The organism is Pseudarthrobacter sp. alpha12b, assembly GCF_054130495.1.
The window spans coordinates 3941036-3965418 of sequence record NZ_CP196746.1 but is presented as its reverse complement, the minus strand read 5'-3'; the positions used below and the strand labels follow the sequence as shown (position 1 = coordinate 3965418).

At 67.8% G+C, this 24383-nt stretch carries 21 protein-coding genes; 4 read left to right on the top strand and 17 right to left on the bottom strand.

Annotated features, from left to right (window positions below):
• Nucleotides 1–24 precede the first annotated feature (24 nt).
• Nucleotides 25–1323, bottom strand: a complete 1299-nt coding sequence (locus tag ACTAQI_RS18330) for an ABC transporter substrate-binding protein (RefSeq protein WP_457947759.1) — start codon at nt 1321–1323, stop codon at nt 25–27.
• Nucleotides 1324–1461: 138 nt separating this feature from the next.
• On the opposite strand from ACTAQI_RS18330, the gene ACTAQI_RS18325 reads away from it, so the two are divergent.
• Nucleotides 1462–2217: a FadR/GntR family transcriptional regulator gene (locus tag ACTAQI_RS18325; RefSeq protein ID WP_457947757.1), complete on the top strand. Its 756-nt coding sequence runs from the start codon at nt 1462–1464 to the stop codon at nt 2215–2217.
• Nucleotides 2218–2253: 36 nt separating this feature from the next.
• Here the strand turns inward: ACTAQI_RS18325 and ACTAQI_RS18320 are convergent, their stop codons facing one another.
• Genes ACTAQI_RS18320 through ACTAQI_RS18305 form a run of 4 tightly spaced genes read right to left on the bottom strand, consistent with a single transcriptional unit; the run spans nt 2254 to nt 6921 of the window.
• Nucleotides 2254–3219 (bottom strand): alpha/beta hydrolase, encoded by a 966-nt coding sequence (locus ACTAQI_RS18320; protein WP_457947756.1) that lies wholly within the window; start codon nt 3217–3219, stop codon nt 2254–2256.
• Entirely contained in the window at nt 3216–4208 is a 993-nt protein-coding gene (locus ACTAQI_RS18315; RefSeq protein WP_457947755.1) for an alpha/beta hydrolase fold domain-containing protein, read from the bottom strand. The genes ACTAQI_RS18320 and ACTAQI_RS18315 overlap by 4 nt, the downstream gene beginning before the upstream one ends.
• Nucleotides 4205–4360, bottom strand: coding sequence for a hypothetical protein (locus ACTAQI_RS18310; RefSeq protein ID WP_457947753.1), 156 nt, complete (start codon nt 4358–4360; stop codon nt 4205–4207). The genes ACTAQI_RS18315 and ACTAQI_RS18310 overlap by 4 nt, the downstream gene beginning before the upstream one ends.
• Complete coding sequence (locus ACTAQI_RS18305; RefSeq protein ID WP_457947751.1) at nt 4354–6921, bottom strand: family 78 glycoside hydrolase catalytic domain; 2568 nt, start codon at nt 6919–6921, stop codon at nt 4354–4356. The genes ACTAQI_RS18310 and ACTAQI_RS18305 overlap by 7 nt, the downstream gene beginning before the upstream one ends.
• A 149-nt stretch (nt 6922–7070) precedes the next feature.
• Between ACTAQI_RS18305 and ACTAQI_RS18300 the strand changes: the two genes are divergently transcribed.
• Nucleotides 7071–7901 (top strand): IclR family transcriptional regulator, encoded by an 831-nt coding sequence (locus tag ACTAQI_RS18300; RefSeq protein WP_457947749.1) that lies wholly within the window; start codon nt 7071–7073, stop codon nt 7899–7901.
• Between the two features lie 35 nt (nt 7902–7936).
• Here the strand turns inward: ACTAQI_RS18300 and ACTAQI_RS18295 are convergent, their stop codons facing one another.
• From ACTAQI_RS18295 to ACTAQI_RS18255, 9 genes are all read right to left on the bottom strand, one after another.
• On the bottom strand, nt 7937–9088 hold the full coding sequence (locus ACTAQI_RS18295; protein WP_457947748.1) for a cation:proton antiporter: 1152 nt from the start codon (nt 9086–9088) through the stop codon (nt 7937–7939).
• Between the two features lie 103 nt (nt 9089–9191).
• Nucleotides 9192–10676 carry a family 43 glycosylhydrolase gene (locus tag ACTAQI_RS18290; protein WP_457947746.1) on the bottom strand — a complete coding sequence of 495 codons (1485 nt, stop codon included), beginning with the start codon at nt 10674–10676 and terminating at the stop codon, nt 9192–9194.
• Nucleotides 10677–10739: 63 nt separating this feature from the next.
• Nucleotides 10740–11204 carry a phage tail protein gene (locus tag ACTAQI_RS18285; RefSeq protein WP_457947745.1) on the bottom strand — a complete coding sequence of 155 codons (465 nt, stop codon included), beginning with the start codon at nt 11202–11204 and terminating at the stop codon, nt 10740–10742.
• 58 nt (nt 11205–11262) lie between these two features.
• Entirely contained in the window at nt 11263–12111 is an 849-nt protein-coding gene (locus tag ACTAQI_RS18280) for a class I SAM-dependent methyltransferase (RefSeq protein WP_457947743.1), read from the bottom strand.
• Between the two features lie 72 nt (nt 12112–12183).
• Entirely contained in the window at nt 12184–14463 is a 2280-nt protein-coding gene (locus ACTAQI_RS18275; RefSeq protein ID WP_457947741.1) for a glycoside hydrolase family 78 protein, read from the bottom strand.
• 70 nt (nt 14464–14533) lie between these two features.
• Nucleotides 14534–15541: an oligopeptide/dipeptide ABC transporter ATP-binding protein gene (locus ACTAQI_RS18270; protein ID WP_457947740.1), complete on the bottom strand. Its 1008-nt coding sequence runs from the start codon at nt 15539–15541 to the stop codon at nt 14534–14536.
• Complete coding sequence (locus tag ACTAQI_RS18265) at nt 15538–17676, bottom strand: dipeptide/oligopeptide/nickel ABC transporter permease/ATP-binding protein (protein ID WP_457947739.1); 2139 nt, start codon at nt 17674–17676, stop codon at nt 15538–15540. Before ACTAQI_RS18265 ends, ACTAQI_RS18270 begins: the two co-directional genes overlap by 4 nt.
• Nucleotides 17673–18626, bottom strand: coding sequence for an ABC transporter permease (locus ACTAQI_RS18260; RefSeq protein WP_457947738.1), 954 nt, complete (start codon nt 18624–18626; stop codon nt 17673–17675). The genes ACTAQI_RS18265 and ACTAQI_RS18260 overlap by 4 nt, the downstream gene beginning before the upstream one ends.
• Nucleotides 18627–18690: 64 nt before the next feature.
• Nucleotides 18691–20247, bottom strand: a complete 1557-nt coding sequence (locus ACTAQI_RS18255; RefSeq protein WP_457947737.1) for an ABC transporter substrate-binding protein — start codon at nt 20245–20247, stop codon at nt 18691–18693.
• Nucleotides 20248–20464: 217 nt separating this feature from the next.
• Here ACTAQI_RS18255 and ACTAQI_RS18250 point away from each other — a divergent pair, with 217 nt between their 5' ends.
• Complete coding sequence (locus tag ACTAQI_RS18250; RefSeq protein ID WP_457947735.1) at nt 20465–21724, top strand: glycoside hydrolase family 1 protein; 1260 nt, start codon at nt 20465–20467, stop codon at nt 21722–21724.
• A gap of 143 nt (nt 21725–21867) precedes the next feature.
• A complete protein-coding gene (locus tag ACTAQI_RS18245; RefSeq protein ID WP_457947733.1) occupies nt 21868–22788 on the top strand; it encodes a methyltransferase family protein in 921 nt (306 codons plus the stop codon).
• On the opposite strand, the gene ACTAQI_RS18240 is transcribed toward ACTAQI_RS18245, so the two are convergent.
• From ACTAQI_RS18240 to ACTAQI_RS18230, 3 genes are all read right to left on the bottom strand, one after another.
• Nucleotides 22785–23222, bottom strand: coding sequence for a universal stress protein (locus ACTAQI_RS18240; RefSeq protein ID WP_457947732.1), 438 nt, complete (start codon nt 23220–23222; stop codon nt 22785–22787). The two genes, ACTAQI_RS18245 and ACTAQI_RS18240, sit on opposite strands and share 4 nt — an antisense overlap.
• 36 nt (nt 23223–23258) lie before the next feature.
• The gene (locus tag ACTAQI_RS18235; protein WP_457947730.1) at nt 23259–23543 is read right to left on the bottom strand and encodes a hypothetical protein; all 285 of its coding nucleotides are present in this window, start codon (nt 23541–23543) and stop codon (nt 23259–23261) included.
• A gap of 112 nt (nt 23544–23655) precedes the next feature.
• Nucleotides 23656–24378, bottom strand: a complete 723-nt coding sequence (locus ACTAQI_RS18230) for an AAA family ATPase (RefSeq protein WP_457947729.1) — start codon at nt 24376–24378, stop codon at nt 23656–23658.
• Nucleotides 24379–24383: the final 5 nt, after the last annotated feature.

Here is a 24383-nt window from a genome sequence, read left to right as displayed (position 1 = left end):
TGGCGCGGCAGGCGCGCCGGCGTCCTACTTCTTTTCGCTGTCCAGGAACGTCTGGAAAGCGGTCTGGGCGTCGTTTGCCGCGGCGGCGGCGTCCGCCCCGGTGATGGCGGCGACGATCGGGGCGCCGACGATTTCCCGCGCCTTGCCCACGGTGACAACCTCGGGCCGGTCGTGGCCCACGCCGTTCTTGGCGCTGGCGGAGATCGCGTCCGCCAAGTCCTTCGGGTAGGTGGAGGTTCCGTCAGGGTTGGCCCAGACGGAGGTACGCGGGCCCGGGACGCCGGCCTTCTGGGCTGCCAGGGTGCGTTCCTTGCTGGTTGCCCACTGGATGAACTTCCAGGCGTTGTCCTGGTTGCTGGAGTTCTGGTTCACGCCCAGGGCCCAGGAGGGGATGTTGTACGGCTTGGAGCCGGCGGGACCGGCGGGCAGGGCTGCGAATCCCACCTTGTCCGCAACCTTGGACTTGGCGGGGTCCGTGGCGTTCTTGTAGAGCGAATCGGCCTCCGTGTAGAAGGCGGCGCCGCCCTGGGTGAAGATGGCCATCGCCTCCGGCCAGCTCATGTCGGTGCTGACGTTGGCGGGACCGTAGTTGCGGATCAGGCCGCCGTAGTAGGCGTAGGCCTTCTTGGCCGCGTCGGTGTTGACGGAGGCCTTGCCGCTGGCGTCCATGAAGTCGCCGCCGAAGCTGTACAGGAAGCTGGAGAACTGGGTCACAGCAGTGGACTTGCCGGTGCGGGCCACGAAGCCCGCAGTGTCAGGGGAGGAAGCCTTGATGGCCTTGGCAGCCGCTTCCAGCTCCTCCATGGTCTTGGGGACCTGGAGCCCTGCGGCCTGCAGCAGGTCCTTGCGGTAGTACAGGACCTCGCGCTCGGTGATGATTGGAACACCAACCACCTTGCCGTCAACCGTGGTGGCCTTGACCGGGCCCTCCTGGTAGTCCTTCCAGTCCCAGCCCGAGTCCGAGGAGACGTTCTTGGTCAGGTCCGCCAGGTAGCCGTTCTTGGCGAATGCCTTGCCTTCCTGCAGCGGGCGGTACATCATCACGTCGATTTCATCGCTGCCTGCGTTGAGCTTGACGTTGTACTGGTCCGAGAGCTGGTCCTCACCGAGCTGGGTGAGTTCCACTTTGAGGCCGCTGGACTTCTCGAACTCGGGAATGGCGGCCTTGATGCCCTCGGTCCAGACGTGGTTGGCCAGGGTGACGCGGACGGTCCCGGACTGCTTTGCCTGGTCGCTGCCGCCTCCGCCGCCGCTGCAGGCGGTCAGCCCCAGCGACATGACCGCGGCCACAGCCGCGTACTTCACAATTGAACGCCGCTTCATTACGACTCCCTTTGCCTTTAGGGCCCGCAGCTCCGCGGGCCGGTGACAAACGCCTCGTTACGTCTGCTCTGTTCAGCGAGCATAGACAAATAAGGCAGACATATACAAGACCTTGCCATGGCGCCATATGATTTATTCATGACCATCCCAAAGGCGGCGTTGTCCCCTGACCTGCATTCATCGCTGGTCGAGAACCTGGGGCTCGCCATTGCCGAGGGAACGCTGGCGCCGAATTCGATCCTGCGGCTGGACGAGCTGGAGGCGCAGCACAAAGTCTCCCGATCGGTGATCCGGGAAGCCACCCGTGTCTTGTCCTCCATGGGGATGCTCGAGTCCCGCCGGCGCCTCGGCACGGTGGTGCAGCCCGAGGCCAGCTGGAACCTTTATGACCCCCAGGTGATCCGCTGGCGGCTGGCTTCGGCCAAACGGCTGGAGCAGCTGCGCTCCTTGAATGAACTGCGCGGCGCCATCGAGCCGCAGGCTGCCCGCCTCGCCGCCGAACGGGCGTCCCTGGATGAGGCCAGCGACATGGTCTCCATGGCGGCGCGCCTATGGGCCGCGGGGCAGCGCGGGGACCAGGGCGATTTCCTGCGCCTGGACATTGAGTTTCACGCCGCAGTCCTCAACGCCTCCGGCAACCTGATGTTTTCGCAGCTGCACAATTTGGTGGCGGAAGTCCTGGCTGGCCGCACCCAGCATGGCCTGATGCCCCATCTCCCGGACCACGAGGCACTGCAGCTGCATGTGGACGTGGCCAGCGCCATCCAGCACCGCGACGCAGGTGCCGCCCACGCGGCCATGAGCAGGATCGTGGAGCAGTCCACGGAGGAAATGGGCGACATCTGGTCCAGCAGCCACCCTTCGGTGGTCGAGGGCAGCCCTGATCCCGGGTAGGACAGGGGCCGCCAGCGCCGGTGGGCACTTCGAGTGTTACGCCCGCTGGGCCCCCGCGAGTTCCCGCGCCAGGAAATCCAGGGCTGCTTGCCCTTCCGGCAGTCCCGCCGTGTGGTTGAGGTGGCCATGGACCGCGCCCTGGGCGAGGAAGTAGGACACCGGAACCCCTGCCCGCTCCAAAGCGGAGGCAAAAAGCTCGGTTGAGCCGCGGGCGTCATCGTACTCGCATGCAAGCAAAGCCGTAGGCGGAAGTCCGGCAGGGTCGGCGTAGCCGGGCATCGCATAGGAGGATGCCATGCTCACGGGTCCGCCCACGTAGTTTTCCGCCGTGCGGATGCAGTCCTCCAGGGTGAAACGCAGGTGGCGCGGAAGTCCTTCCATGACATCTTGGTCCAGTCCGCCGGCCGGCGGCGGGAGTTCGGCGTGCAGGAAGGGGTAGGCCAGCAGGAGTTTGGCCGGCAGCGGTTTGCCCGCATCGATGAGGTACAGCGCGGCGCCCACGGCCAGGTTGCCGCCGGCGCCGGCACCGCCCAGGCACAACAGGTCCGGATCCAACCCCAGGGATTGTGCATTCCCACGGGCCCAGAACCAGGCAGCCAGCGCGTCGTCGTGCGGGATGGGGAAGGACACGCCGTCCCGTGCCAGCCTGTAGTCCACCGACAGCACCGGCGTGCCCTGGTTCGCGAGCACCCGTGCCAGGTAATCCGACTCCGGAATGTCCACGCTGCCGCTGACGAATCCGCCGCCGTGCAGCCACACCAGCGCCGGGCTGTCCGTGCCGGCCGGTGCACCGTAGATCCGGATGGCCACCGGCCCGTGCCGTCCGTCGGCGGTCACGGTGCGGATGGGGACTTCCGGGCCCGGCGTCCGGACAGCGTCCGGGTTCAGGAACTGCGGCCCCTCCGGGCTGGCAAGGTACTCGGCGAAACCGGCAGGTTCTCCCTGCCGTTCGGTCCTGGAGACCTCCGGGGAAGCCGCGGCTGATTCTGCCCGGGGTGTCATGGTGTGCCCAGCTTCCTCGAGAAGTAGTCGACGGCGGTGGCAAGGATGGTGTCCAGCTGGTCCTCGGCACCAAAGAAGCAGTGGTCGCCGCCCGTGATGGTCACTACCTCATTTTCCACCCCCGCATCGGCGAGCGCGGCGGCCAGCAGGTCGGTCTGCGAGTGCGGAACCAGGCCATCCGAATCGCCGTGGACCAGGAGGAACGGCGCGGCGTCAGCGGTCACATAACTGACGGGGCTGGCCGCCGCCAGCAGTCCGGGGTCGTCCGAGCCGCCCACCAGCATGTTCTCCGGCTGCAGTGACCTCCCCGGCGGGACAGCGGCAGTCAGGGCCGGGGGGAAGAGCCCGTCGGGGGTGCTGATGGGTGGAATGTCCACAAGAGAGGAAACGCCGTAGAAATCGACGACGGCGCTGACGCCGCTGGGGTGCCCTTGCGCGCCGAGCCCGCCCTCAAGGTCGCTGCGGTTGCCGGTGAGTCCCAGGAGCGCCGCCAGGTGGCCGCCGGCGGATTCGCCCCATGCGCCAAATCGGTCGGGGTCGATGTTAAGGGCCGCGGCGAACTCGCGGAGGTAGCGCACCGCGGCCTTGAGGTCGTGGAGCTGCGCGGGGAACGGCGCCTCCAGGGAGTGCCGGTAGTCTGCGGTGGCGCAGCCAATGCCGGCCTGGTTGAGCAGCCGGAACACGGAGCCGGGCGCGAAGGTGGGCGGCAGTTCCCGGCGGTCGCCTAGCTGGAACGCTCCGCCGTGCACCCAGAGGACCAGCGGCGTGGGGCCGGCTGCGTTGCGGGGCAGCCAGATGTCCATTTTCAGCGGCCGGAATCCGATGGCCCTGGCGTACGTGACCTCACGGTGGACCGATGAGACGTCCGAGACGTGCTCGGGGGTCCCCGGCGCATCGAAGACGGGGAACGTCGGAACCTCTCTGCCTCCGGGCTGGGAATTGTCCGGCCGGGACGGGTCCATTACGTCGGTAGCGTTGTCCACTGTCATAGTGTGCTCCTCATCAGTTCAGGTTGTGCGGTGTCCCCGCCGGTTGCGGCAAGGAAAGTATGGTGTCCGGGCCCGACGACGGCGGACGGTTCCCCGGGCAGCCGCACCTCCGCGGTGGTGGCGGAGGGGATCGCGGCACTGAGCTTCAGCACGCCGTCGTCCGTTCCCCATTGCACCCCGATGGGGCCGCCGGCCCGTGGTGCGTTGTGGACGCGGACGTCAGGCCGGCGCCGGGGCGCGGCTCGATGATGATGCGCTCCCAGCCCGCGCTGCCGGGAGCCTGCCGCAGCCCCGCCGTGTAGCGGTGCAGGAAGGAAACCACGGTGCCCTTGCTGTAGTGGTTGAGCGACTGGTGCGCGGTGCCGTTGGCGTCGATGCCGTTCCACAGCTCCCACACGGTGGTGGCGCCGCGGTCCACCATGGTGAGCCATGACGGTTCGGAGTCCTGCATCAGGAGCTCGTAGGCGAGGTCCAGTTCTCCGTTGTCGGCCAGTACCGGGAGCAGGTAGGGCGTGGCCAGGAACCCGGTCCCGAGGTGCGTGCCGGCGCCGCGGATCAGGTCCGCCAGTTGCCGGGTGACGGTGGCCCGGTGCCCGGGGCTGACGAGGTCGAAGGCCAGGGCGCGGACGCAGGTGGCCTGGCTGGCTTCGGTGACCCGGCCGGACGCGTCCAAGTATTCCGTTTCCCAGGCGCTGCGGATATTTGCCGAAAGTTCTGCAAGGTCAGCTGCTTCTTCCGCAAGCCCCAGGACATCGGCGATGCGGACCATCAGGTCGGTGGTGTGCCGGTAGTAGGCGGTGGCCACGATGCCGTTGTCCGCGGTGCGGGCGGCGAACAGGTCCGGCTCGGGGCCGTCCGGTTCCATCCATTCGCCAAAGTGGAAGCCGGTGTCCCACAGGAACTGCTCGTGGACGGCAGGGACAGGCGAGGCCGCCGCGCGGGTGGCGTGGCGCTGCGTTTCGGCGGTGGTGCGGACGAAACCCAGCCAGCGCTGCATGGCCGCCCAGTTCTCGGCCAGGATTGAGGCGTCCCCGGTGGCCAAGTAGACCTCCCACGGCACCATGACCACCGCGTCGCCCCAGCCGGCGGACCCGTTGGTGAAGCCCATGAACTCAGCCGAGGTGACAGCTGGCCCGGGTGACGGCGAGATGTTGGCGATGACCCCGTTCCCCCACTGGTCGGCGCGGACGTCACGCAGCCACTTCCGGGAAAAGCCGGTGACGTCGTAGAGGTACGCGGCCGTGGGGACGAACAGTTGCCAGTCCCCGGTCCAGCCGGCTTTTTCGCGCTGCGGGCAGTCGGTGGGGACCTCGCAGGAGTTGCCCAGGAAGCTCCATTCAACGATGTCGTGGAGCTTGTTGAGCCGTTCGTCGCTGCAGTGAAAGGTACCGATGCGTTCCAGGTCGGTCCGGACCAGGCAGCCGGTGATGTCCGCCGGCTGCAAGTCCGCGGCCAGGCCCTGGACGGAGACGAACTGGAAGCCGTGGGTGGTGTGCCGGGGTTCAAAGACTTCGCCCGCGGCACCGGAGGCGGTGACGGTATCCACCTGCCCGGCGTCACGGAAGGCTCCCGGTGCGCGGAAGTCGTGCGGGCGCAGGTGGTCGCGGCTGACGTCGCCGTCCTTGCCCAGCGCTTCGCCGTATTCCAGGGTGACGGTTTGGCCCGGTTCTCCGAGCCTGGTGAGCCGCACCCAGCCGTGGATGTTCTGGCCGAAGTCCACCGCCTGGTGGCCATTTGAAAGGCGGGTGATGGACACCGGAGCCAGCTCCTGTGTCACGCGGGTGGGCGGGGCCAGGGGTCCGGCCAGTGCGTCGAAGCTGCCGGAGCGCACGACGGCGGCCCGGGGCTTTGGTGCGCTGGCGTTAGTGGCGCCGCTGCCCGCATGGGGCGGGTTCCCGCCGTCGGCCGTCCGGAAGTCGGCGCGCTGGCCGCCCATGAGGTCGGCACTCACGATCTCCGTGGCAGACACCAGCCACGACGCGTCGGTGCCGATGACGTGCCGGCCCGCCCTGGACTCCAGCTCGAGCTGCGCAAGGAAAGCGGTGTGCGTGCCGTACATGTCGGCGTCGCGCGTGTAGCCGAACGTGCCGCGGTACCAGCCGTCGGTGAGCACAGCGCGGATGGTGTTGCTGCCTTCGCGGAGCAGGGCGGTGACGTCGTAGGCCTGGACCTGGAGTGTGGTGTTGTAGCTGGTGGAGCCGGGGGTGAGTTGCTGGTGGCCCACGCGTCGGCCGTTGATGAAGAGTTCGTAGATACCGTGGGCGGTGGCGTACGCGCGCGCCCTGTCCGGGGCTGCCGGCAGCGTAAAGGCCCTGGTGAGGGCATAGCCGGGCCGCTCCCCCGGCGCCGGCACTTCCGGTTCCTCAGGGCCAATCCACTGCGCCATCCAGTCCCCGGCGTGCAGGAGTCCCAGCTCCACGGGCATGGGTTGGGACCAGTCACTGGCTGTTTCAGCGCCGTGGGCATCAGCGTTCCAGGTGCGGACGCGCCACTCGAACCGGCTGCGGGAATCCAGCGCGGGCCCGCTGTACGGGATGCCGCCGCAGGCAGCCGATTCCTGCCGGCCCGTGTCCCAGCCGTTGCTGGCCGTGATGCGGTAAGCCGTCTGGCCGGTGGTTTCCGCGGGCGGCGTCCAGCTGAGCCTGGGCTCCCGGATGGTCAGGCCCATCGCCTCGGACAGGTGCTCGGCGCGCAGCCGGGTGGGGGCGGTCATACGGCAGGACTCCTGGGGTGCGGTTGCTGGGAGTTCCAGCTTCGCGTCCCATGACTTGCCCTCCACAGGGAGCTTTCAATGGTTGGAATAGTATTGTGGTTCAGCTCACTGCGAGCCCGCAACTGCCGACGGCGCTAGGAACCACTGCCATGACTGCCACTCCGGAAACGGACACCCCGCCCGCCCGCGGAAAGCGGCCCAAACAGGGCGAACCGGTCATCGACCGGGCGCTGAGCCTGCTCGCCGTCTTCTCCGACCGGCGCCGTGCGCTGACCCTGTCCGAGCTGGCGCGGTATGCGGACATGCCCGCGCCCACGGCGCTGCGGCTGATTGCCCGGCTGGTGGCCTGGGGCGCCTTGGAAAGGCTCGACGACGGCCGGTACGTCGTGGGGGTCCGGCTGTGGGAGGTGGCGTCCCTGTCGCCGCGCGGGCACGGGGTGCGGGAAATAGCGCTCCCCTACCTGGAGGACCTGTTCGAGGTCACCCGGCACCACGTGCTGCTGGCGGTGCGGGACAACGAGCAGGCCGTGCTGATCGAACGGCTGTCCGGAAAGGACGCCACCGAGGTGGCATACCGGGTTGGCGGCCGGGCGCCGCTGCGGTCCACGGCCATCGGGCTGGTGCTGCTGGCCGGGGCGGACCAGCAGTTCCAGGAGACCATCCTGAAGCGGCCGCCGGAGAATGAACCCGGCGTGCCCGAGATGCCGGAGGGGCAGCTGCGGCGAACCCTGTCCGACGTGCGGCGCACGGGCATCGCGATGATCCGCCGCACCGTCCCGTCCAGGACAGTGTCCGTGGCCTCTCCGATTTTCGATGCACAGGGCGCCGTGGTGGCATCGCTGTCCATCGTTGTCCCGGACGGGTCCACTCCCCCGAACGTGCTGGCCCCCGCCGTGCGTGCTGCCGCGCGGGCGGTGTCCAGGAACCTGGGGTACCAGGCGGAGGCCAGCGCCGGGGTCCGGACGCACTCGCGGGGATAGCCAACCTGGCCGCCGCATTCACGCCCCGGAACTGCTTATCCCGCCGGCGCCGGGGCGTTCCGGGCAAACGTGCGGGCAGCCCGTGAACCTGCCGCGGCGCTTGCCCCGATGGTGATGAGGGCGCCCAGGATCAAGGCGGAGGCTTCCCCGGGCTCCAGCAGGTCCAGTTGGGAGCCGATGGTGGCAGCGGCAACCGGCACGCCCAGCTGGGATGCCGAAAGCACCGCGAGCGGCAGCGGCTGGCCGAGCAGGCGCAGGCTTCCGTGGACCAGAAGGGTCCCCACGCCAAGGCAGATTCCCAGGAGCACCATGCCTGGAGTGCCGGCGAGCGCACGCAGGTCCAGTGATGAGCCAAGCCAAACAAAGAACACGGGCCCCAGAAAGCCGTCGCTGACAGCGAAGAGCTGATGCGCAAGCCGGCGGGGTTCGCCCACGGCCGCCACCACCAGTCCGAAGGAGAATCCGGCCAGCATGACGGACACGTGACCTGCCACGGCAAGCCCGGAGAGCGCGAAGAGCAAGGCAAGCTGGATCCGCAGTTCCAGGGCGAACTTCCGTTCCTCGGACACATCATGCAGCCGCCCCCGGGTGCCGCTGACCTCCAGCCAGCGAAGCACGAAGAACAACACCACGGAACACGCAGCGACGGCTGCCGCCCCGATTGCTGCCCTGGAAGCGTTGGGCGGGTCAACGGCGAGCGGAAGCGCCACGATGCAGGCGATGTCCGCCACGGCCACCTGCGCCGTCGTCGTGAGGACCTTTGGTCCCGTCAGCCGCAGGGAATCGACGATCGGAAGGACAAGGGCCGCCGAAGACGATGCGAGCAGGACGATGTAAAGCGGGGCATGTCCGGTGCCGAAGGCGAACGCAATGGCGGTTCCGACGCCGGCCGCCAGCGCCGCGGCAATTGCGGCACGCAGGGCGCCGCCGCCCAGGGCGGGGCGGATGGCCTGGTCCCGCACCGGCACATGCGTTCCGGCGACGAACATGATGAGGGCGAACCCGACGTCGGCCACGAACGTGAAGGTGGGATCCGAGGAGTCCACCAGGCCCAGGCCCGTGCGCCCGATGGCGATGCCGGCGAGGAGCTGCCCAAGCACCATGGGAAGGTGCCATTGCCGGGGGAACGCCAGCACGGGTCCGAGGAGCGCGACGGCGGCGATCAGCGAAAGCTGGAAGAACGACACCTTCCTCCTTTTGCCGGCGCGCCCGGACCAGCACCCACCCCATGCATCGGCAGCCAGCGGGCATGGCGGACGGATAGTGGGCTCACAGTACCAGTTTCGAAGCTCAGTCTTTGCCGCGGTAGGACAGGCGGCGGACCAGGACTTCTCCTTCACAAGCGAAGACGCCAAACGCCCTGCCGGTAAATGCCTTAGCGGTTTCAAAGGCCCAGTGCCTTCCGTCGAGCTCGGTGAGAAGCTCACCGTCGCCGCCGCCCGGCCCGGCTGCACGGACCAGCAGGCGGATCCTGTCGCCGCCCACGGCTCCGGCGCTGAAGTCCCGGGGCGGCGGGGTGGCCAGGATTGCCAGCTCCACGTCGCCGGACTGAACAGTTGTTTCCCACGTGCGGTCGAAGCCGGCGACGACGGCACGCGCCGTGATCCTGGCGCCGCCGTGGTCCTGGCTGGCTTCGAGGCCAAACCAGTTATCCTCTGCGTTCCGGACCCCGATACCGCCTGCCCCGGAACTGACGTCGAGCACAGCACGGAATTCAATCCCGAGGTGGCGCTGGCGTTGCGCGAGGAAGCAGGGACGGGGCGAATCCAGCGTCTTCCCCTCGCCCCTGATCACCAGACCCTTTGAGGTAGGTGCCGAGAACTCCGCCGGCGTCCTCCGCACACCGATCCACCGAGGGTCCTCCAAGCCGGCGCCTCTGTCGAAGTGGTATTCCACCTCCTCTGGGCGGCTGCCTGTCGCGTGCGGCATTCGGGCATGCGGCCACTCGTCCATCCAGTCCACCGCGGTCAGGAATGTCTCCCGTCCAAGGGGCGAGAACGCTTGGGTGAGTCCCACGGGACGTACGCCCAGCAGGACCATAGCGGTCCCGCCGTCGGGAAGCTCCACGAGGTCTGCGTGACCCGTGTTCTGCACGGACCAGCCAGTTCCCGCGGCGGTAAGGATGGGGTTGTGGGGCGCGGATTCGAATGGTCCATCAGGACGCCGCGAACGGGCCACCGTCACAGCGTGGCCCCTGTCCGTCCCGCCCTCCGCGGCCATCAGGTACCACCAGTCTCCGCGCCGGTAGAGGTGCGGGCCCTCGGGCGCGTACAGGCCGCTGCCGGACCAGAGCGGCCGCGGTTCTTCCAGGGCCTCCCCGGTGGCGAGGTTCACGCGGACCTGCTGGATCGCGTCGGGGTGGCGGGCAAAGGTCACGTATGCGGTACCGTCCCCGTCCCAGGCAAGGTCCGGGTCTATGCCGTCCACAGCTTCGATGACTGTGCCGTCGCTCCAGGGCCCACCGGGGTCGGTGGCCGTGAAAACGACGCAACCCCTCCCGCCAAGGAACACCGAAACGATCAGGTAGAACACCCCGTCCCGGTACCGGAGGGTTGGCGCCCAGACGCCTCCGGGCGTGGGTACGTGGGCCAGCCCAACCTGCTCGTCGCGCGTGGCCACGTGACCAACCAGCTCCCAGCCTTCAAGGTCCTCGCTGTGATAGATCGGCAGCCCCGGCAGGTATTCGAAGGACGAGGTGGCGATGTAGTAGCCGTCAGGCGTGCTGACGATGCTCGGGTCCGGGTTGAAGCCGGAGAGGATGGGGTTTGAGTGCATCCAGTCATCGTCCCGCGCCGCAGCAAACACCTGCGGCGCTATTTCATTCGTTGGAAGGCGTTCTCAGTATTCGCCCTTGATCACGAAGTAGGAGCCGCGGATGGTGCCGGCCAACTTGGACTTCTGCCGTGCGAACTTGAAGCTGGACGCCAGTTCCTCGGGGATTTCCATGCCGTCGGACAGCTTGAAACCCACGGCCCGCTTCGCGCCCTCGTCGATGCCGTACATGACGTTGATGGACAGCCCGGACTCGTAGAACACGTAGGCCATCCGCAGCCCGTCCACCTCGAAGGAGGACACTTCAAGGGGCTTGGAGGCGATCACCAGGTTCCGCTCCGTGGCAAGGATGTTGTGGATGTACGCGAGCGTCTCCGGATCGTCTTCGGCGGGCGTGACGGTGAAGTCGTGGTCGTACTTGTTCTTGTAGTAGCGCGCCTCGTTAGCGCGCAGCCCGGCCAGTGCGTCGGCCACCGGCGATGATTCCAAACCGACCGTGGACACGTTCTTGAAATCGACGGTGTACGGCATGAGTCCTCCTGGGATTGGTCCTGTGGCACATCGTTGCAGATCAGCGGCTGCCGCGCATTCACACCTGTGGTTTGCGAGCAACCACCGTGTAGGTGCAGGGGACGAGGTCCCGCTCAGCTTCGGGCCACGCGTAGCCGTCCGGCACGTCCACCATGCGGGGCGAGAACTTCCACGGCAGCGTGGTGCCCTCGTCCAGGCGGAGGATCTGCAGCCCGGCGCCGATGAGGGAGTTGATGATGTCGGACAGCGGATGCGCCCACTGGTAGGTGCGGGAATGGGCCACCTTCCCGTCGCCCACGTAGGTGGACTCCTCGTCCCACACCTGGGCCTCGCCGCGGTTGAAGTAGGGGTAGCGGAGCTGCAGCCCCTCGGCATCCTCATCCACCGCGTAGAGGGCGGGATGGCCGTCGCGGATGTAGAAGGTGCCGCCGGGTTTGAGGAGCGCTGCCACCTGGGACGCCCACTGCGCCAGGTCCGGAAGCCAGGTGATGGTTCCGATGCTCGTATAGACGACGTCGAAGTCACCGGAAACGGCCCACCGCGCCTGCAGTACATCCGCCTCCACCCACGCCACCTTCAGGCCCAGTTTTTCCGCCAGGCCGGCAGCGGACGCGAGGGCGGACGGCGAGAAGTCCAGGCCGGCGACCCGGGCCCCCGCACGGGCCAGCGACACCGTGTCCGTCCCGATGTGGCACTGCAGGTGGCAGACGTCCAGGCCGGCAACCGTCCCGTCTAGCAGGTAGGGCGCGAGCGCGGCAAGATCCGTCCGCACCACCGGCGTTAGATACCCGGGGTCATCCAACGCGCCGCGCCCGTAAGCTTCCTCGTGCAGGGGCACCCGGTCTTCCCAGTTGTCCCTGTTGATGGCGCGCGCAGCCTCCCAGTCAATTCCACCCATGCTCCCCATCCCGCGAGCCTACATCGCTGAAGAGAGGAACGGGGCCGGTCTCCGAGATGTCCGGCCCCGGATAGATCCCGGCTACTTCACCAGCACGGCAAGCGCAGCTTCGAAGCGGTGCGTCCCGCCACCGACGGCGTGCCGGGCACCGTCCGGGAGGACGACGTCGGCCGCCACCCCGTCAGGGACGGCCGCCTCGAGCCGGAACACCCCACCGTCGTGCTTCCATCCGACGCGGACCTCACCATGCGGGGTCTTCAGCGCCGTCCTGGCCCAGTCGATCCCCTCGCCCGGCTGCGGCTGGATGAGCACACGGGCGTACCCGGGTTCCAGCGGCCGGATGCCGCCGATAGCCTTATGCATCCAGTCCGCCACCGCACCCAGGGCGTAGTGGTTGAAGCTGGTCATCTCACCGGGGTTGATGGTGCCATCCGGGAGCATGGAGTCCCAGCGTTCCCAGACCGTGGTGGCACCCATAGTCACCGGGTACAGCCAGGACGGGCAGCCCTCCTCCAGCAGCAGCCGGTATGCGTCGTCCACGTGGCCCGTGTCCGTCAGCGCGTGGGTGATGAACGGCGTCCCGGCAAAACCGGTGGACACGCGGTAGCCGTTGTCCCGGACCAGCTCGGCGAGGCGGTTGCCGGCAAACTCCCGCAGCTCCGGCGTCAGCAGGACGTCGAAGGCGATGGCCAGCGCGTAGACGGTGGTGCAGTCACTGTGGATGGTGCCGTCGGCCGCCACGTAGTGTTCGGCGAAGGCTGCACGCACACGGGCGGCGAGCGCGTCAAACTGTGCCTCGTGGTCGTGCTTCCCCAGCAAACCGGCAGCCCGCGCGGTGAGCCGCGCCGTGCGGTACATGCACGCGGTGGCCACGACGGCGGTGTCCGCCTTCGCGTCCCAGGGTTTGTCCGGGTCGGCGTCCGGGTCCAGCCAGTCGCCGAACTGGAAGCCGGAATCCCACAGCCCGCTGGTTGAGAGCAGGCCTTCCACCCGGCGGGTATGGGCGGCCATCGATTCGTACTGGTTCTCCAGGACGCTGAGGTCCCCGTAGGCCTCCCACAGCGCCCACGGCACCCAGACCGATGCCTCGCTCCACAGCGCGGAGGACTCAGGCGTGGGGAATTCGGCCGGCTGCGGGCAGTACTTCAGGGCATCGGGCACGGTGATCGGGACCAGGCCGTCCTGTGCCTTCTGCTCAGCGGCGAGATCCAGCAGCCAGTCCTGCAGGAAACCCTTGACGTCGTACAGGTAGGCGGCGGTGGGGGCGAACACGGCGATGTCGCCGGTCCAGCCCAGCCGTTCGTCGCGCTGCGGGCAGTCGGTGGGCAGGTCCAGGAAATTGCCCCGCAGCCCCCAGACGATGTTGCGGTGCAGTTGGTTCACCAGGTCATTGGAGCATTCGAACGTGCCGGTGCGCTCCAGGTCGGAATGGACCACCACGGCTTCCAGGTCCTCCTCCGTGAGCTCCCCGGGCCAGCCGGTGATTTCGGCGTAGCGGAAACCGTGGAAGGTCTTGGTGGGCTCGAAGAAGTCCTCGCCCCCGGAAAGGATGAAGGTGTCCGTGGCCTTCGCGGAGCGCAGGGGCCGGACGCCCAGTTCGCCGTTTTCCAGGACCTCGGCGTGCCGAACTGTGATGGTGGTGCCGGCTTCGCCCTGCACGGTGAACCGCAGCCATCCCACCAGGTTCTGGCCAAAGTCCACCAGCGTCCTGCCGGCGGGTGAGGTAGAGATTTTCACGGGATGCACGACGCCGGCACGCACCACGGGCGGGCCCACCGGCTCAGCCAGCCGGCCGCCGTCGAACGCCAACTCCCGTACGCCCGTCCAGCGGGCGTCCGGTGGGAAGCCGGGCTCCGCCCAGCCCTTTTGACGGCGGCGGGCGTCGATGGTTTGCCCGTCGTAGAGGTCGTTGAAGGTGGTGGCGGAGGGGCTGGCCTGCCAGGAGGAATCTGACGCGATGGACTGGACGTGCCCGTCCTCGAACTCGATGTCCAGCTGGCCAAAAAACCCCAGCTTGCTGCCGTACAGGTTGGACATGCCATGCCACGCGAGCCTGCCGCGGTACCAGCCGTTGCCCAGTTCCACCCCGATCACGGTGGAGGGCCCCACCAGCGAGGTGACGTCGTAGCTGCGGTAGCGGAGGCGCCACTCATAGGAGCTCCAGCCCGGGCTCAGGACGTCGTCTCCCACCGGCGCGCCGTTGATGGACGCCTCGTAGACGCCGAGGGCCGTGGCCCGCAGGGTCGCCTTCGCCACGGCGCCGTGGCCCTCTTCAAGGGTGAACTCCTTCCGGAGCAGCGGGGCACCGTCGAAGTCGTTTTCGGGGGTGATCATGGCGGCGTGCCAGGGAGCTGAAGTCATGGAGGGAGTGTTCCGTTCTGTTGGAAGCATGGTCAAGGGTGGTTCGGTCCGCGAAACAGGCCGGGTGCCGTCAGGCGTAGTGGCAGGCGACGTCGGCCGTCCCCACGCGGCGGAGGGCAGGCCGTTCGGTGGCGCACAGTTCGGTGGCCAGGGGGCAGCGGAGCCGGAAGGGGCAGCCGCCGGGTCCGGGTACGGCGGCTGCCCCGGTGCGGACCCCGAGTGATTCGCGCGCCTCACGGCGTTCCGCCTGCTCCGCCGGGCGCGGCACCGGGGAGGCGGCCACGAGGGCCTGCGTGAAGGGGTGTTTCGGGCTCTCCGTGACGGCCGCCGCCGGTCCACTTTCCATCACCTGGCCGCGGTAGAGCACCACCACGCGCTGGGCAAGGAACTGCACCACTGCGATGTCGTGGGCAATGAACAGGTAGCTCAGGCCCCGCTCGTCGCGCAGGTCCGCAAGCAGGTTGAGCACCTGGGCCTGGGTGGAAAGATCCAGGGCGCTGACGGCTTCGTCGCAGACCACCAGCTGTGGATCGCAGATGAGGGCACGCGCAACGGAGATCCGCTGGCGCTGGCCGCCGGAGAACTGGCTGGGGTACCGGTCCACGGCCTCGCGGGGCAGGCCGACGCGTTCCAGCATGTCCCCGGCCTTGGCGCGGGCCTCCGCTGCGGACACCCCGCGGAGGCGCAGCGGCTCGGCCAGGGAGGTGCCGATGGTGTTTCGCGGGTTCAACGAGGAGTTGGGATCCTGGAAGACGGCCCGCAGTTCCCCGCCCAGGGCGCGGCGCTCGGCAGCACCGGCGGAGGTAATGTCCTTGCCCTGGTAACTGATGGTGCCGCCGGAGACCTTTTGCAGGCCAAGAATGGCCTTGCCGATGGTGGACTTTCCGGAACCGGACTCCCCCACCAGGCCCACGGTCTCCCCGGGCGCGATGCTGAAGCTGACGTGGTCGACGGCGGCAGGAGCCGCGGCTGCCTTCCGGCCCCGGCCGTAGCGGACCACCAGGTCCTTGACCTCGAGCATGGGGGTGGCGGCGGAGGGCGGCGTGGAACCGCGGCGTTCGGTGACTGCGGTGCTCATGCCAGGTCCTTTTCGATGATGCCGGCCAGGGTGGACGGGTTCTGCTTGGGCGTGACCTGCAGGGTGCGTGAGGCGGGCACGTCAGTAGCCAGCCAGTCCATGCCCTCGACGGCCAGCTGGTCGGCTTTGACACACCGCACCAGCCCTTCGCCGGTGCCGGAGCGCAGCAGCGGGACGGGTTCCAGGCAAGCGGAGCCGGCAAACTGGCAGCGGGCTGCAAACCGGCAGCCGGTGGGCCAGTCCTTGGGCTGCGGCACCTGGCCTTGAATAGTGGCCAGCCTTTCCGGCATGTCGTCTGCCGTGTTGGCGTGCGGGTCGGCCGCCAGGAGGGCCAAGGTGTAGGGGTGGCGGGGGTTGTCCAGGACGGCGTCGGTTTTGCCGTTCTCCACTACCTGCCCGGCGTACATCACGGCCACCTGGTCGCAGATATCAGCCACTACGCCGAGGTCGTGGGTCACCATCACCACCGACATGCCGGTGTCCCTCACCAGGGTCCGGAGCAGGGACAGGATCTCGGCCTGGACCGTGACATCCAGCGCGGTGGTGGGTTCATCCGCCACCAGCAGCCTGGGCTGGCCTGAGAGCGCCAGGGCAATGGCCACGCGCTGGGCCATGCCGCCGCTGATCTGGTGCGGATAGGTCTTCAGGATCCGTGCAGCATCAACGATCCCCACCTTCTCCAGCAGGCTGCGGGCTTCCTCACGCGCCTCCGCCCTGCCCATGCCGCGGAGGCGGCGGATGGTGGCGGTGAGCTGGTAGCCGACGGTGAACATGGGGTCCAGGGCGCGCATGGGTTCCTGGCTGATCAGCGCGATCTCGCGGCCGCGGACGGCTTCCATGTCCTTGTCCGCCACGGCCGCCAGGTTCCTGCCGTTCCAGAGGATCTGACCGCCGGTGACGCTGACGCCCGAGGGAAGCAAGCCGAGCAGGGACAGGGCGGTCATGGTCTTGCCGCAGCCGGACTCCCCCACCAGGCCCAGGACGGTACCGGGCTGGACCTCGAAGGAGACGTCCGTGACCAGGCGGACGCCGTTGCCTGCACCAGCACTGTCGACGCCGACGGACAGGTTGCGGACGCTAAGCGTTCCCTTCGCAGCGGTATCGCTGAGCGCGCCGTCCTGTGAGGCACGGTCCCTTGCTTCCGGGGCGGCTGCGGCGATGGCGGCGACGGCTTTGGCGCGCTGCCGGCGGGCCGCCGCGGAGGGCAGGTGCGGGGAAGCGGCGTTGGGTGCCTTGCCCAGGGCGTTGCCGATGGCGTTGGCGGATAGGACGGTCAGCGCGAGCACGGCACCGGTGGGGACCATCATCCAGGGCGCGTCATAGACGTGCTGGGAGGCACCCTGGATCATGCCGCCCCAGCTGGGCTGCGGAATGGGCGGGCCGAAGCCGATGAACGCCAACCCGGCCTGGATGAGCATGCCCACGGCGAAAATGAGCGCGGCCTGGACCACGATGGTGTTGGCCAGTCCGGGCAGGACATGGCGGAGGCTGATCCGCAGCGGGCCGACGCCGTCCACCTTGGCCGCATCCACGTAGAGCTGGGACTGCAGTGACTTGGCCTGGCCCAGGATCACACGGTAGATGCCGGCGGACATCAGGATGCCCAGGATGGCCATGACCACCGGGATATTGGTTCCCACGGCGCCAATGACGGCCAGGATGATCACCGTTCCCGGCAACGACATCATGATTTCCGTGACCCTGCTGATCACGGCTTCCGTCCGTTCGCCGGCACCCGCGGCAACCATGGCAAGGATGGTGCCAAGCCCGACGCCGACAATCACCGTGAGCATCGACGTCCCCAGGGTGCCGGCTGCGGCAGCGAAGATGCGGCTGAGGATGTCCCTGCCAAGTTCGTCCGTCCCGAGCCAGTGGGCGGCGGTGGGGCCGGAGAGGACTGCGGTGAAATCCTGGTCCTCGGTCTTGAAGGGCAGCCAGAGCGGCGCGGTCAGTGACGCGAGGACCAGCACCGCGAGCCATGCGAGCCCGGCCACGGCTCCCGGTGAGCTGAACAGCCGGTGCCTGGACAATGTGGTGATGGCCGCTCTGCCGATGTTGCGCGCAGGCGTTCCTGCCGGCGTCGTACGTCCTGCCTGGTCCGCGTCCGCGGGGGCCGGGGCAACTGTTGGGATCATGAGGCACGCAACTTCGGGTCGAGGAACTTGGTGGCCAGCTCCAGCACCAGGTTGACGGCAACCACCACCACGGTGGCGATCACCACCACACCCTGGACGGCGGGGGCATCATGGGTGCTGACGGAGGTCTGGACGGCCTGGCCCAGTCCGGGCATGGCGAACAGCTGCTCCGCGATGACGGAACCGCCGAACAGGCCGATGAACTGCAGGGCGATGCCGGCCACGATGGGCAGGCTGGCATAGCGCAGGGCGTGGACGTAGAGGATTTTCCAGGTGGGCGTGGCCGTGGCGCGCAGGGTGCGGATGTGCTCCTGCTGCAGCGCTTCCAGCATGGAGGCCCTGGTCTGGCGGGCAATGAACGCCGCACCTCCCACGGCAAGGGTGATCACCGGCAGCGCCAGGGACAGCGCCCAGTCCTGCGGCGAAACCTCGAACGGCACGTAGCCGGTGGCCGGGAAGACGGAGGACTGGACGGCGAACAGGTACACGAAGATCACGCCCACCCAGAACGCCGGCAGGGCCACGAGGAGGCCCACGAAGCCGCCGATCACCTGGTCCAGCAGGCCGCCGCGGACGGCTGCAGTGACGCCCAGGGCGATCCCCAGGACCGCGCTGAGGACGGTGGCTCCGGCGGCAAGCGAGGCTGTGACGGGGAGGCGGCTGGCAAGGTCTGCGCTGATGGAGCGGCCATCGATGAGCGAGATGCCCAGGTCGCCCTGGACCGCTGAACCCAGCCAGCCGAAGAACTGCGTGAATAGCGGATCGTTCCAGCCCAGCCGCTGGTTGACGTCGTCGATGGCCTGCTGGGAGGCGCCCGCGCCGAGGGACACGGCCCCCGGGCTGCCCGGCATTGCGTGCACCAGCAGGAATGCCAGCACCGCAACCACCAGCACGGTGGCAAGCGCCATGAGCAGGCGCTTGGTGACGAATAGTGCCATGGTGACCTCCATCGGTCAGGCCTTCCCGGACGGCCCCTGTCCTGGTCCATAGGGGCCGCCCGGGAAGATACGGGTATTAGCTGGCCGGCGTGTAGGACGAGAGGAGCGGGTAGGCGTTGGTGCCGGCGAACTTCACCTGGGCCACCTTCTTGGTGTTGTAGCCCTGGTTGGTGAGGGCCTCGTAGAGCGGGATCATCCAGCCGGACTCCACCAACCGGGTGTTCAGCTTGGTGGCGGCTGCCTTGACGGCGGCGTCGTCCTTGGCGGCGGCCAGCTGGCCGGTGGCGGCGCTCAGCTGGTCATCGGTGGCCTTCTGGACGTTGGTGAAGCCGTTCAGGATGGCCCCGTACATAACGCCAACCGGGTTGTCCCAGTTCAGTGGCGCGTAGCCCAGCGGCGTGGTGGCGACGGCGGCAAACGCCTCGTCGGTGGAAGCGGCCATCTTGACGTTCATGGTGATGCCGACCGCGGCGAGGTCCTTCTGGACCGCCTGCAGGTCCGTTTGCGTCTGGGCGCCGGCAAGGATGGTGAACTCAAACCCGTTCGGGTAGCCGGCCTCGGCGAGCAGGCTCTTGGCCTTCTCCGGGCTGTACGCGAACTTGGTCTCGAGGTCCTTGGTGAAGCCGGCCGAATCCTTGGGCAGCGCATTCCAGGCGGGGATGTCACCCTTGTGCAGGGCGTCCACCAGGGCCTGGCGGTTGATGGCGTACTGGATGGCCTGGCGGACCTTTTCCTGGGCGAAGGCCGGCGCGGTCTTGCCGGTCTTGTCGAAGGAGATCATGGTGTTGACGGTGCCGCCAATCTGGGAGACCCCCACACCCTTGGACTTGGCGAAGTCAACGGTGTTCGAGGTCAGCATGGCCACGTCCGCCTGGCCGGAGACCAGGGCGTTGGCGCGGGCCTGGGGGTCCAGGACAACGCTGAAGACAACCTTCTTGAAGGCGTACTTGGCAGCGTCCGGGCTCTTGTCGTTCTTCACCAGGACGTACTTGTTGCCCTTCACCGTGGAGGGATCAAGGGTGTATGGTCCGGAGCCGTCAGGCGTGGCGGCCAGGGTTGCGGTGTCCGTGACGCCGTTCTTGCCCACGATCATGCCCGTGGTGGAGGCCAGGTTCTTCTCGAATCCGGGCTGCGGCTTGGCGAAGGTCAGGGCCACCTGGGTGGGGCTGACCACGTCCACGGACGTGATTTCCTGGGCGCCGCCCTTGGCCACGGCGGAGTAGGCGTTGAGTGCGGGATCGGAGCGGCGGTCCAGGTTGGCCTTGACCAGCTCGGCGTCGAGCTTGGAGCCGTCCGTGAATGTCACGCCGTCCTTCAGGGTTAGCGTCAGGACGGTGTTGTCAGCGTTGTAGCTGAACTCCTTGGCCAGGCCGGGGCCTGCGGAGCCGTCCGGCTGGAGCGTCATCAGGCTGTCGTAGAGGCCTTCGAAGAACTGGCGCTGCGCTGCCGAGACGCGCAGCGGGTCAAAGCCGAAGGAGGCCGAGTCGCTGTCGATGGCCAGGGTCAGGCTGCTGGTATCAGCCTTGGCGGCTGCTTGGCCGGACCCGCCGCCGCAGGCGGCCAGGGAACCCATCAGCAGGGCACCGGCCAGAACGGCGGAGCTCGCACGGGCGGTGGAGTTCGGAAGTTTCATGTAGTGCGCCTTTGCATTCTGATGTGACGACGGAGGAACGGTTGTGGGGCTGGCTGCTCGCCGGCTCCCTTCAAGAATCAGCCGGGGCCACAGGCACCAAACATGACAATGTCATTGATTGAAAAGGTATTGTGGCGGCGGTCACGCCGGGCGACAGGATGGATGGAAGGCAGCGAAGCCTGGGACGCCTACGCGCGTCCATGACGAAAGGAACCCCATGACCAACCCGTTCCCCCGCGACTTCCTTTGGGGCGTGGCCACTGCAGGCCACCAGGTGGAAGGCAACAACGTCAACAGCGATACCTGGTTCCTGGAGCAGCTGCCAGGGACGATCTTCGCCGAGCCGTCCGGGGATGCCGTGGACCACTACCATCGGTACCGGGAGGACATCGCTCTGATCGCCGGCCTGGGCTTCACCAGCTACCGCTTCTCGATTGAATGGGCGCGGATTGAGCCGGAGGAAGGCCACTTCTCGGTGGCTGAGCTGGACCACTACAAGCGGGTGCTGGAGGCATGCCACGAGCACGGGCTGACCCCGGTGGTCACCTTCCACCACTTCACCTCACCGCGCTGGCTGCTTCAGGCCGGTGGGTGGGAGGGCCAGGAGACGCCGGACCTCTTCGCCCGCTACTGCGACCGGGTCATGGCCCACCTGGGTAACTTGATCGGCGTCGCCTGCACCCTGAACGAGCCCAACCTTCCATGGCTGCTCGAATCCTTTGGCATTGGCGGGGAAGCACCGGAGAACCGCGGCTCAGTGCCCATGTGGGCTGCCGCCGCGGAGCGCCTTGGCGTCGACGCCAGCACTGTTGCCCCGTTCCAGTTCTGTTCAACCGAGGCGGGATTCGACGTAAAGCTGGCGGCCCACCGGGCGGCCACAGCAGCCATCAAGGCCCACCGCCCGGACCTCCCGGTGGGCTGGACGCTGGCCAATTCGGACATCCAGGCCATCGCCGGCGGTGAGGAAATCGCGGACCGGGTGCGCCGGGACGTCAACGAACGCTTCCTGGAAGCTTCCCGTGGCGATGACTTCGTGGGCATCCAGACCTACGGGCGCACCGTGTACGGCCCGGACGGCCATGCACCGGCGCCGGAGGGCGTACCCACCAACCAGATGGGTGAGGAGATCTACCCCCAGGCCCTGGAAGCGACCATCCGCGAGGCGCACCGGATCGCCGGCATCCCCGTGATGGTCACCGAAAACGGCCTTGCCACGGAGGATGACACCCAGCGGGTGGCCTACCTGAAGGCAGCGGTCGACGGCGTTGCCTCCTGCCTTGCCGACGGCATCGACGTGCGGGGGTACATGGCCTGGACGGCGTTCGACAACTTCGAGTGGATCTTTGGCTACCGGCCCAAGTTCGGCCTGATCGCCGTAGACCGTTCCACCCAGGAGCGGACCCCGAAGGAAAGCGCCCGGTGGCTGGGCAGCCTTGCCCGGCAGCATGCCCTGGCGGAGGCGCCACAGCCCGCCTAAACGCCTTTGAATGGCCCGGCCTTCACTGGAAGTCCGGGCCATTCCGGAGGCCGGGGCGGCATTCGCTAGGCTGGGACGCGCCGTAACCGTTCGCGGCACCAGAAGATTCGGGGGGATCTGTGCCGCGTTTGCTCCAATGGAGTTTGGCCCACTGGGGCAGGGCGTACTTTGCCCTGCAGGCGGTGGCGGGCTGTCTCTGGTGGATCACGGTTTTCGTCTCGCCGGAGGTCCGGCGGGCCACCCTCGGCGACCTCGACCCCCTCCTCGTCGCCGCCTTCGACATCCCCCTGTTCGTTGTTGCCTCAGCAGCTGCCGCCGGTGCAAAGACCGCCGCCCGGACTGCCGCCGTCGTCAGCGCCGCGTGGACCGCCGTCGTCACCGTCGCCTTGGCCGCCTATGCCACCGCCACCGCTGAGGCGGGCTTGGGTGTCCTGGCCATGGGGGCTGCCACCGCAGGTTCGGCCGCTGCGCTCTGCCTTGTCCTGCTGGGACGCATTCCCACGGAGTGGATTGTCCGCGGCCCCTTCGCTTTCCGCGCGGCCCGCAGCCGCCGGAGCCCGGGGCTCCACGTGGCTGGAACCTTTGTGCAGATCGTCGTGTTCTGGGGTTTCTTCCTGGGGCTCGATCCGCCCTGCCTGGCGTTCCTTGAACAGCGCTGGGGCCTGGCCCTGGCCTTTCCGCCGTGGGCAGTTCCGGCAGGTATCGCGGTCCTGGTCCTGGCGAGCGCTTTGGGGATCTGGTCGGCAGCCGTGATGTCCACCCTGGGAGACGGAACGCCGTTGCCGTCGGTGATGCCCAACCGCCTGGTTGTCGCCGGGCCTTACCGCTGGATCCGCAACCCGATGGCCGTGGCGGGCATAGTGCAGGGAGCCGCGGTGGGCCTCCTGCTGCAGTCGTGGCTCGTGGTGGGCTATGCCGTCCTGGGGTCCCTGGTGTGGAACTATGCCGTCCGGCCCTTGGAAGAAGCAGACCTTGCGGTGCGGTTCGGTGACGAGTTCCAGCAGTACCGTGCGGCGGTGCGCTGCTGGATCCCCGCGACCCGCGGCCCCTACCGCATGCCCTAGTCGGAGCCCGGTTCGCGGATGACCAGTACCGGGCAGTGTGCGTGGTGGATGGTCTGATGGGATACGGAGCCCAGCAGCATTCCGGTGAATCCACCGTGGCCGCGTGAACCGACTGCCACCAGGTCGGCATCCCGGGAAGCATCGATAATCGCCGATGCCGGGTTGCCCTCCACGATGCGCCCCGTAATGGTTACACCTTGGTCCTTGACGCGTTCGAGCTCTGCTTCAAGGATGGCCTGGGCGTCCTTCTGGAAGATGTCATAGTCCCAGGCCGTGCCAAGGGCATCGCTGACGTAGGGGAAACTCCAGGCGGTCAAGGCCTGCACCTCCCCCTTGCGCAGCCTGGACTCCTCAATGGCCCAGTCCATCGCGGCCTTGGACTGATCGGAACCGTCCACGCCCACCACGATCCTGAAGCTTCCGTTACCGGCCACGGGTCTCCTTCTCCTGTTGTGAAGTTTCCGGCGGGACTAGCCCTGGCCCGTTGATGTTCCCTGCGCCGGCACGGCCACTGTCGAATGCTCCGCCTTGGCGGCCTGGTGCGGGTTGCCCGCTTCCTTTGCGCAGTGGAGGCAGCAGTAGATGCCTGCTTCGCTTTCAACGGGGTGGCCCAGGATCCGGCAGCCACAGTGCTCGCAGGCCGGGGCCATCATGTGGATGGCGCATTCGAAGCTGTCGAATGTGCCGGTCTGGTTCCCCATACTGACGGTGAACATGCGGCCCTCGCTGCTGCCGCAGACATCACATGCGCCCATGGTCCTTGCCTCCTGTTGTGCTCGCCTGCTCCGGACACTCCAGTTGACCGCCTGCAGGAGTTACATGCCTAGGGGCAAAAGTCCCCCGGAAACCTGATGGACCCGGGGGCAGCTAGATGTGCCTGAGGTAGCGTTCGGGCGAGTCCATGAACCTCCGCCAGTTGGCCACAAGCTCCAGTTCCTCCCAGGACCGGGACCGCAGTCCCCACGGCCCCACTTCGAGGATGGTGGCACCGGGAAGAGCGGCAAGCAGCGGGGAATGGGTGGACATCACCACTTGGGATTTGCCGCCGGCCAGCAATTCCTTCAGGACGGACAGGAGGCTCAGGCACCCCGAAAAGGACAGCGCCGATTCGGGTTCGTCCAGGACCCACAAGCCGGGGCCGTTGAACCGGTCAGCCGCCAACTGCAGGAAGGACTCGCCGTGGGACATGTCATGGAACGGGATGTCCGGGATGGAGGTGCTGGGGTTCTGCTCCAGGTACGTGTAGAACCCATGCATGGTCTCCGCCCGGAGGAAGTAGCCGCGGCGGGTGGTGCCGGCGTTCCGGACAAGCTGGAGATGGTCGGCGAGGATGGATTCGGTGCGCCGGGTGGCATGCCGGGCGCCGGTAGACCCGCCCTCAGCAGACAGTCCATAGGCGAGCGCAAGGGCCTCCACCAGCGTTGATTTTCCCGACCCGTTCTCCCCCACCAGGATAGTGGCAGGGCCAAGATCGAGCCCTTGGTCAAGGACCTGGGACACCGGAGGCAGCACAGCCGGCCAGAGTGCCCGGTCAAGAACGTTCGCAGGATCCTCTGCCAGCCGCCTGATGGGGTAAGTGCGCAGAGGCATGGCCC

Coding starts and splice junctions, on each gene's coding strand:
- ACTAQI_RS18270 (WP_457947740.1), bottom strand. CDS start 15,541: ATGAGCACCGCAGTCACCGAACGCCGCGGTTCCACGCCGCCCTCCGCC.
- ACTAQI_RS18330 (WP_457947759.1), bottom strand. CDS start 1,323: ATGAAGCGGCGTTCAATTGTGAAGTACGCGGCTGTGGCCGCGGTCATG.
- ACTAQI_RS18290 (WP_457947746.1), bottom strand. CDS start 10,676: ATGCACTCAAACCCCATCCTCTCCGGCTTCAACCCGGACCCGAGCATC.
- ACTAQI_RS18280 (WP_457947743.1), bottom strand. CDS start 12,111: ATGGGGAGCATGGGTGGAATTGACTGGGAGGCTGCGCGCGCCATCAAC.
- ACTAQI_RS18285 (WP_457947745.1), bottom strand. CDS start 11,204: ATGCCGTACACCGTCGATTTCAAGAACGTGTCCACGGTCGGTTTGGAA.
- ACTAQI_RS18230 (WP_457947729.1), bottom strand. CDS start 24,378: ATGCCTCTGCGCACTTACCCCATCAGGCGGCTGGCAGAGGATCCTGCG.
- ACTAQI_RS18255 (WP_457947737.1), bottom strand. CDS start 20,247: ATGAAACTTCCGAACTCCACCGCCCGTGCGAGCTCCGCCGTTCTGGCC.
- ACTAQI_RS18235 (WP_457947730.1), bottom strand. CDS start 23,543: ATGGGCGCATGTGATGTCTGCGGCAGCAGCGAGGGCCGCATGTTCACC.
- ACTAQI_RS18305 (WP_457947751.1), bottom strand. CDS start 6,921: ATGACCGCCCCCACCCGGCTGCGCGCCGAGCACCTGTCCGAGGCGATG.
- ACTAQI_RS18325 (WP_457947757.1), top strand. CDS start 1,462: ATGACCATCCCAAAGGCGGCGTTGTCCCCTGACCTGCATTCATCGCTG.
- ACTAQI_RS18315 (WP_457947755.1), bottom strand. CDS start 4,208: ATGACAGTGGACAACGCTACCGACGTAATGGACCCGTCCCGGCCGGAC.
- ACTAQI_RS18260 (WP_457947738.1), bottom strand. CDS start 18,626: ATGGAGGTCACCATGGCACTATTCGTCACCAAGCGCCTGCTCATGGCG.
- ACTAQI_RS18265 (WP_457947739.1), bottom strand. CDS start 17,676: ATGATCCCAACAGTTGCCCCGGCCCCCGCGGACGCGGACCAGGCAGGA.
- ACTAQI_RS18275 (WP_457947741.1), bottom strand. CDS start 14,463: ATGACTTCAGCTCCCTGGCACGCCGCCATGATCACCCCCGAAAACGAC.
- ACTAQI_RS18300 (WP_457947749.1), top strand. CDS start 7,071: ATGACTGCCACTCCGGAAACGGACACCCCGCCCGCCCGCGGAAAGCGG.
- ACTAQI_RS18320 (WP_457947756.1), bottom strand. CDS start 3,219: ATGACACCCCGGGCAGAATCAGCCGCGGCTTCCCCGGAGGTCTCCAGG.
- ACTAQI_RS18250 (WP_457947735.1), top strand. CDS start 20,465: ATGACCAACCCGTTCCCCCGCGACTTCCTTTGGGGCGTGGCCACTGCA.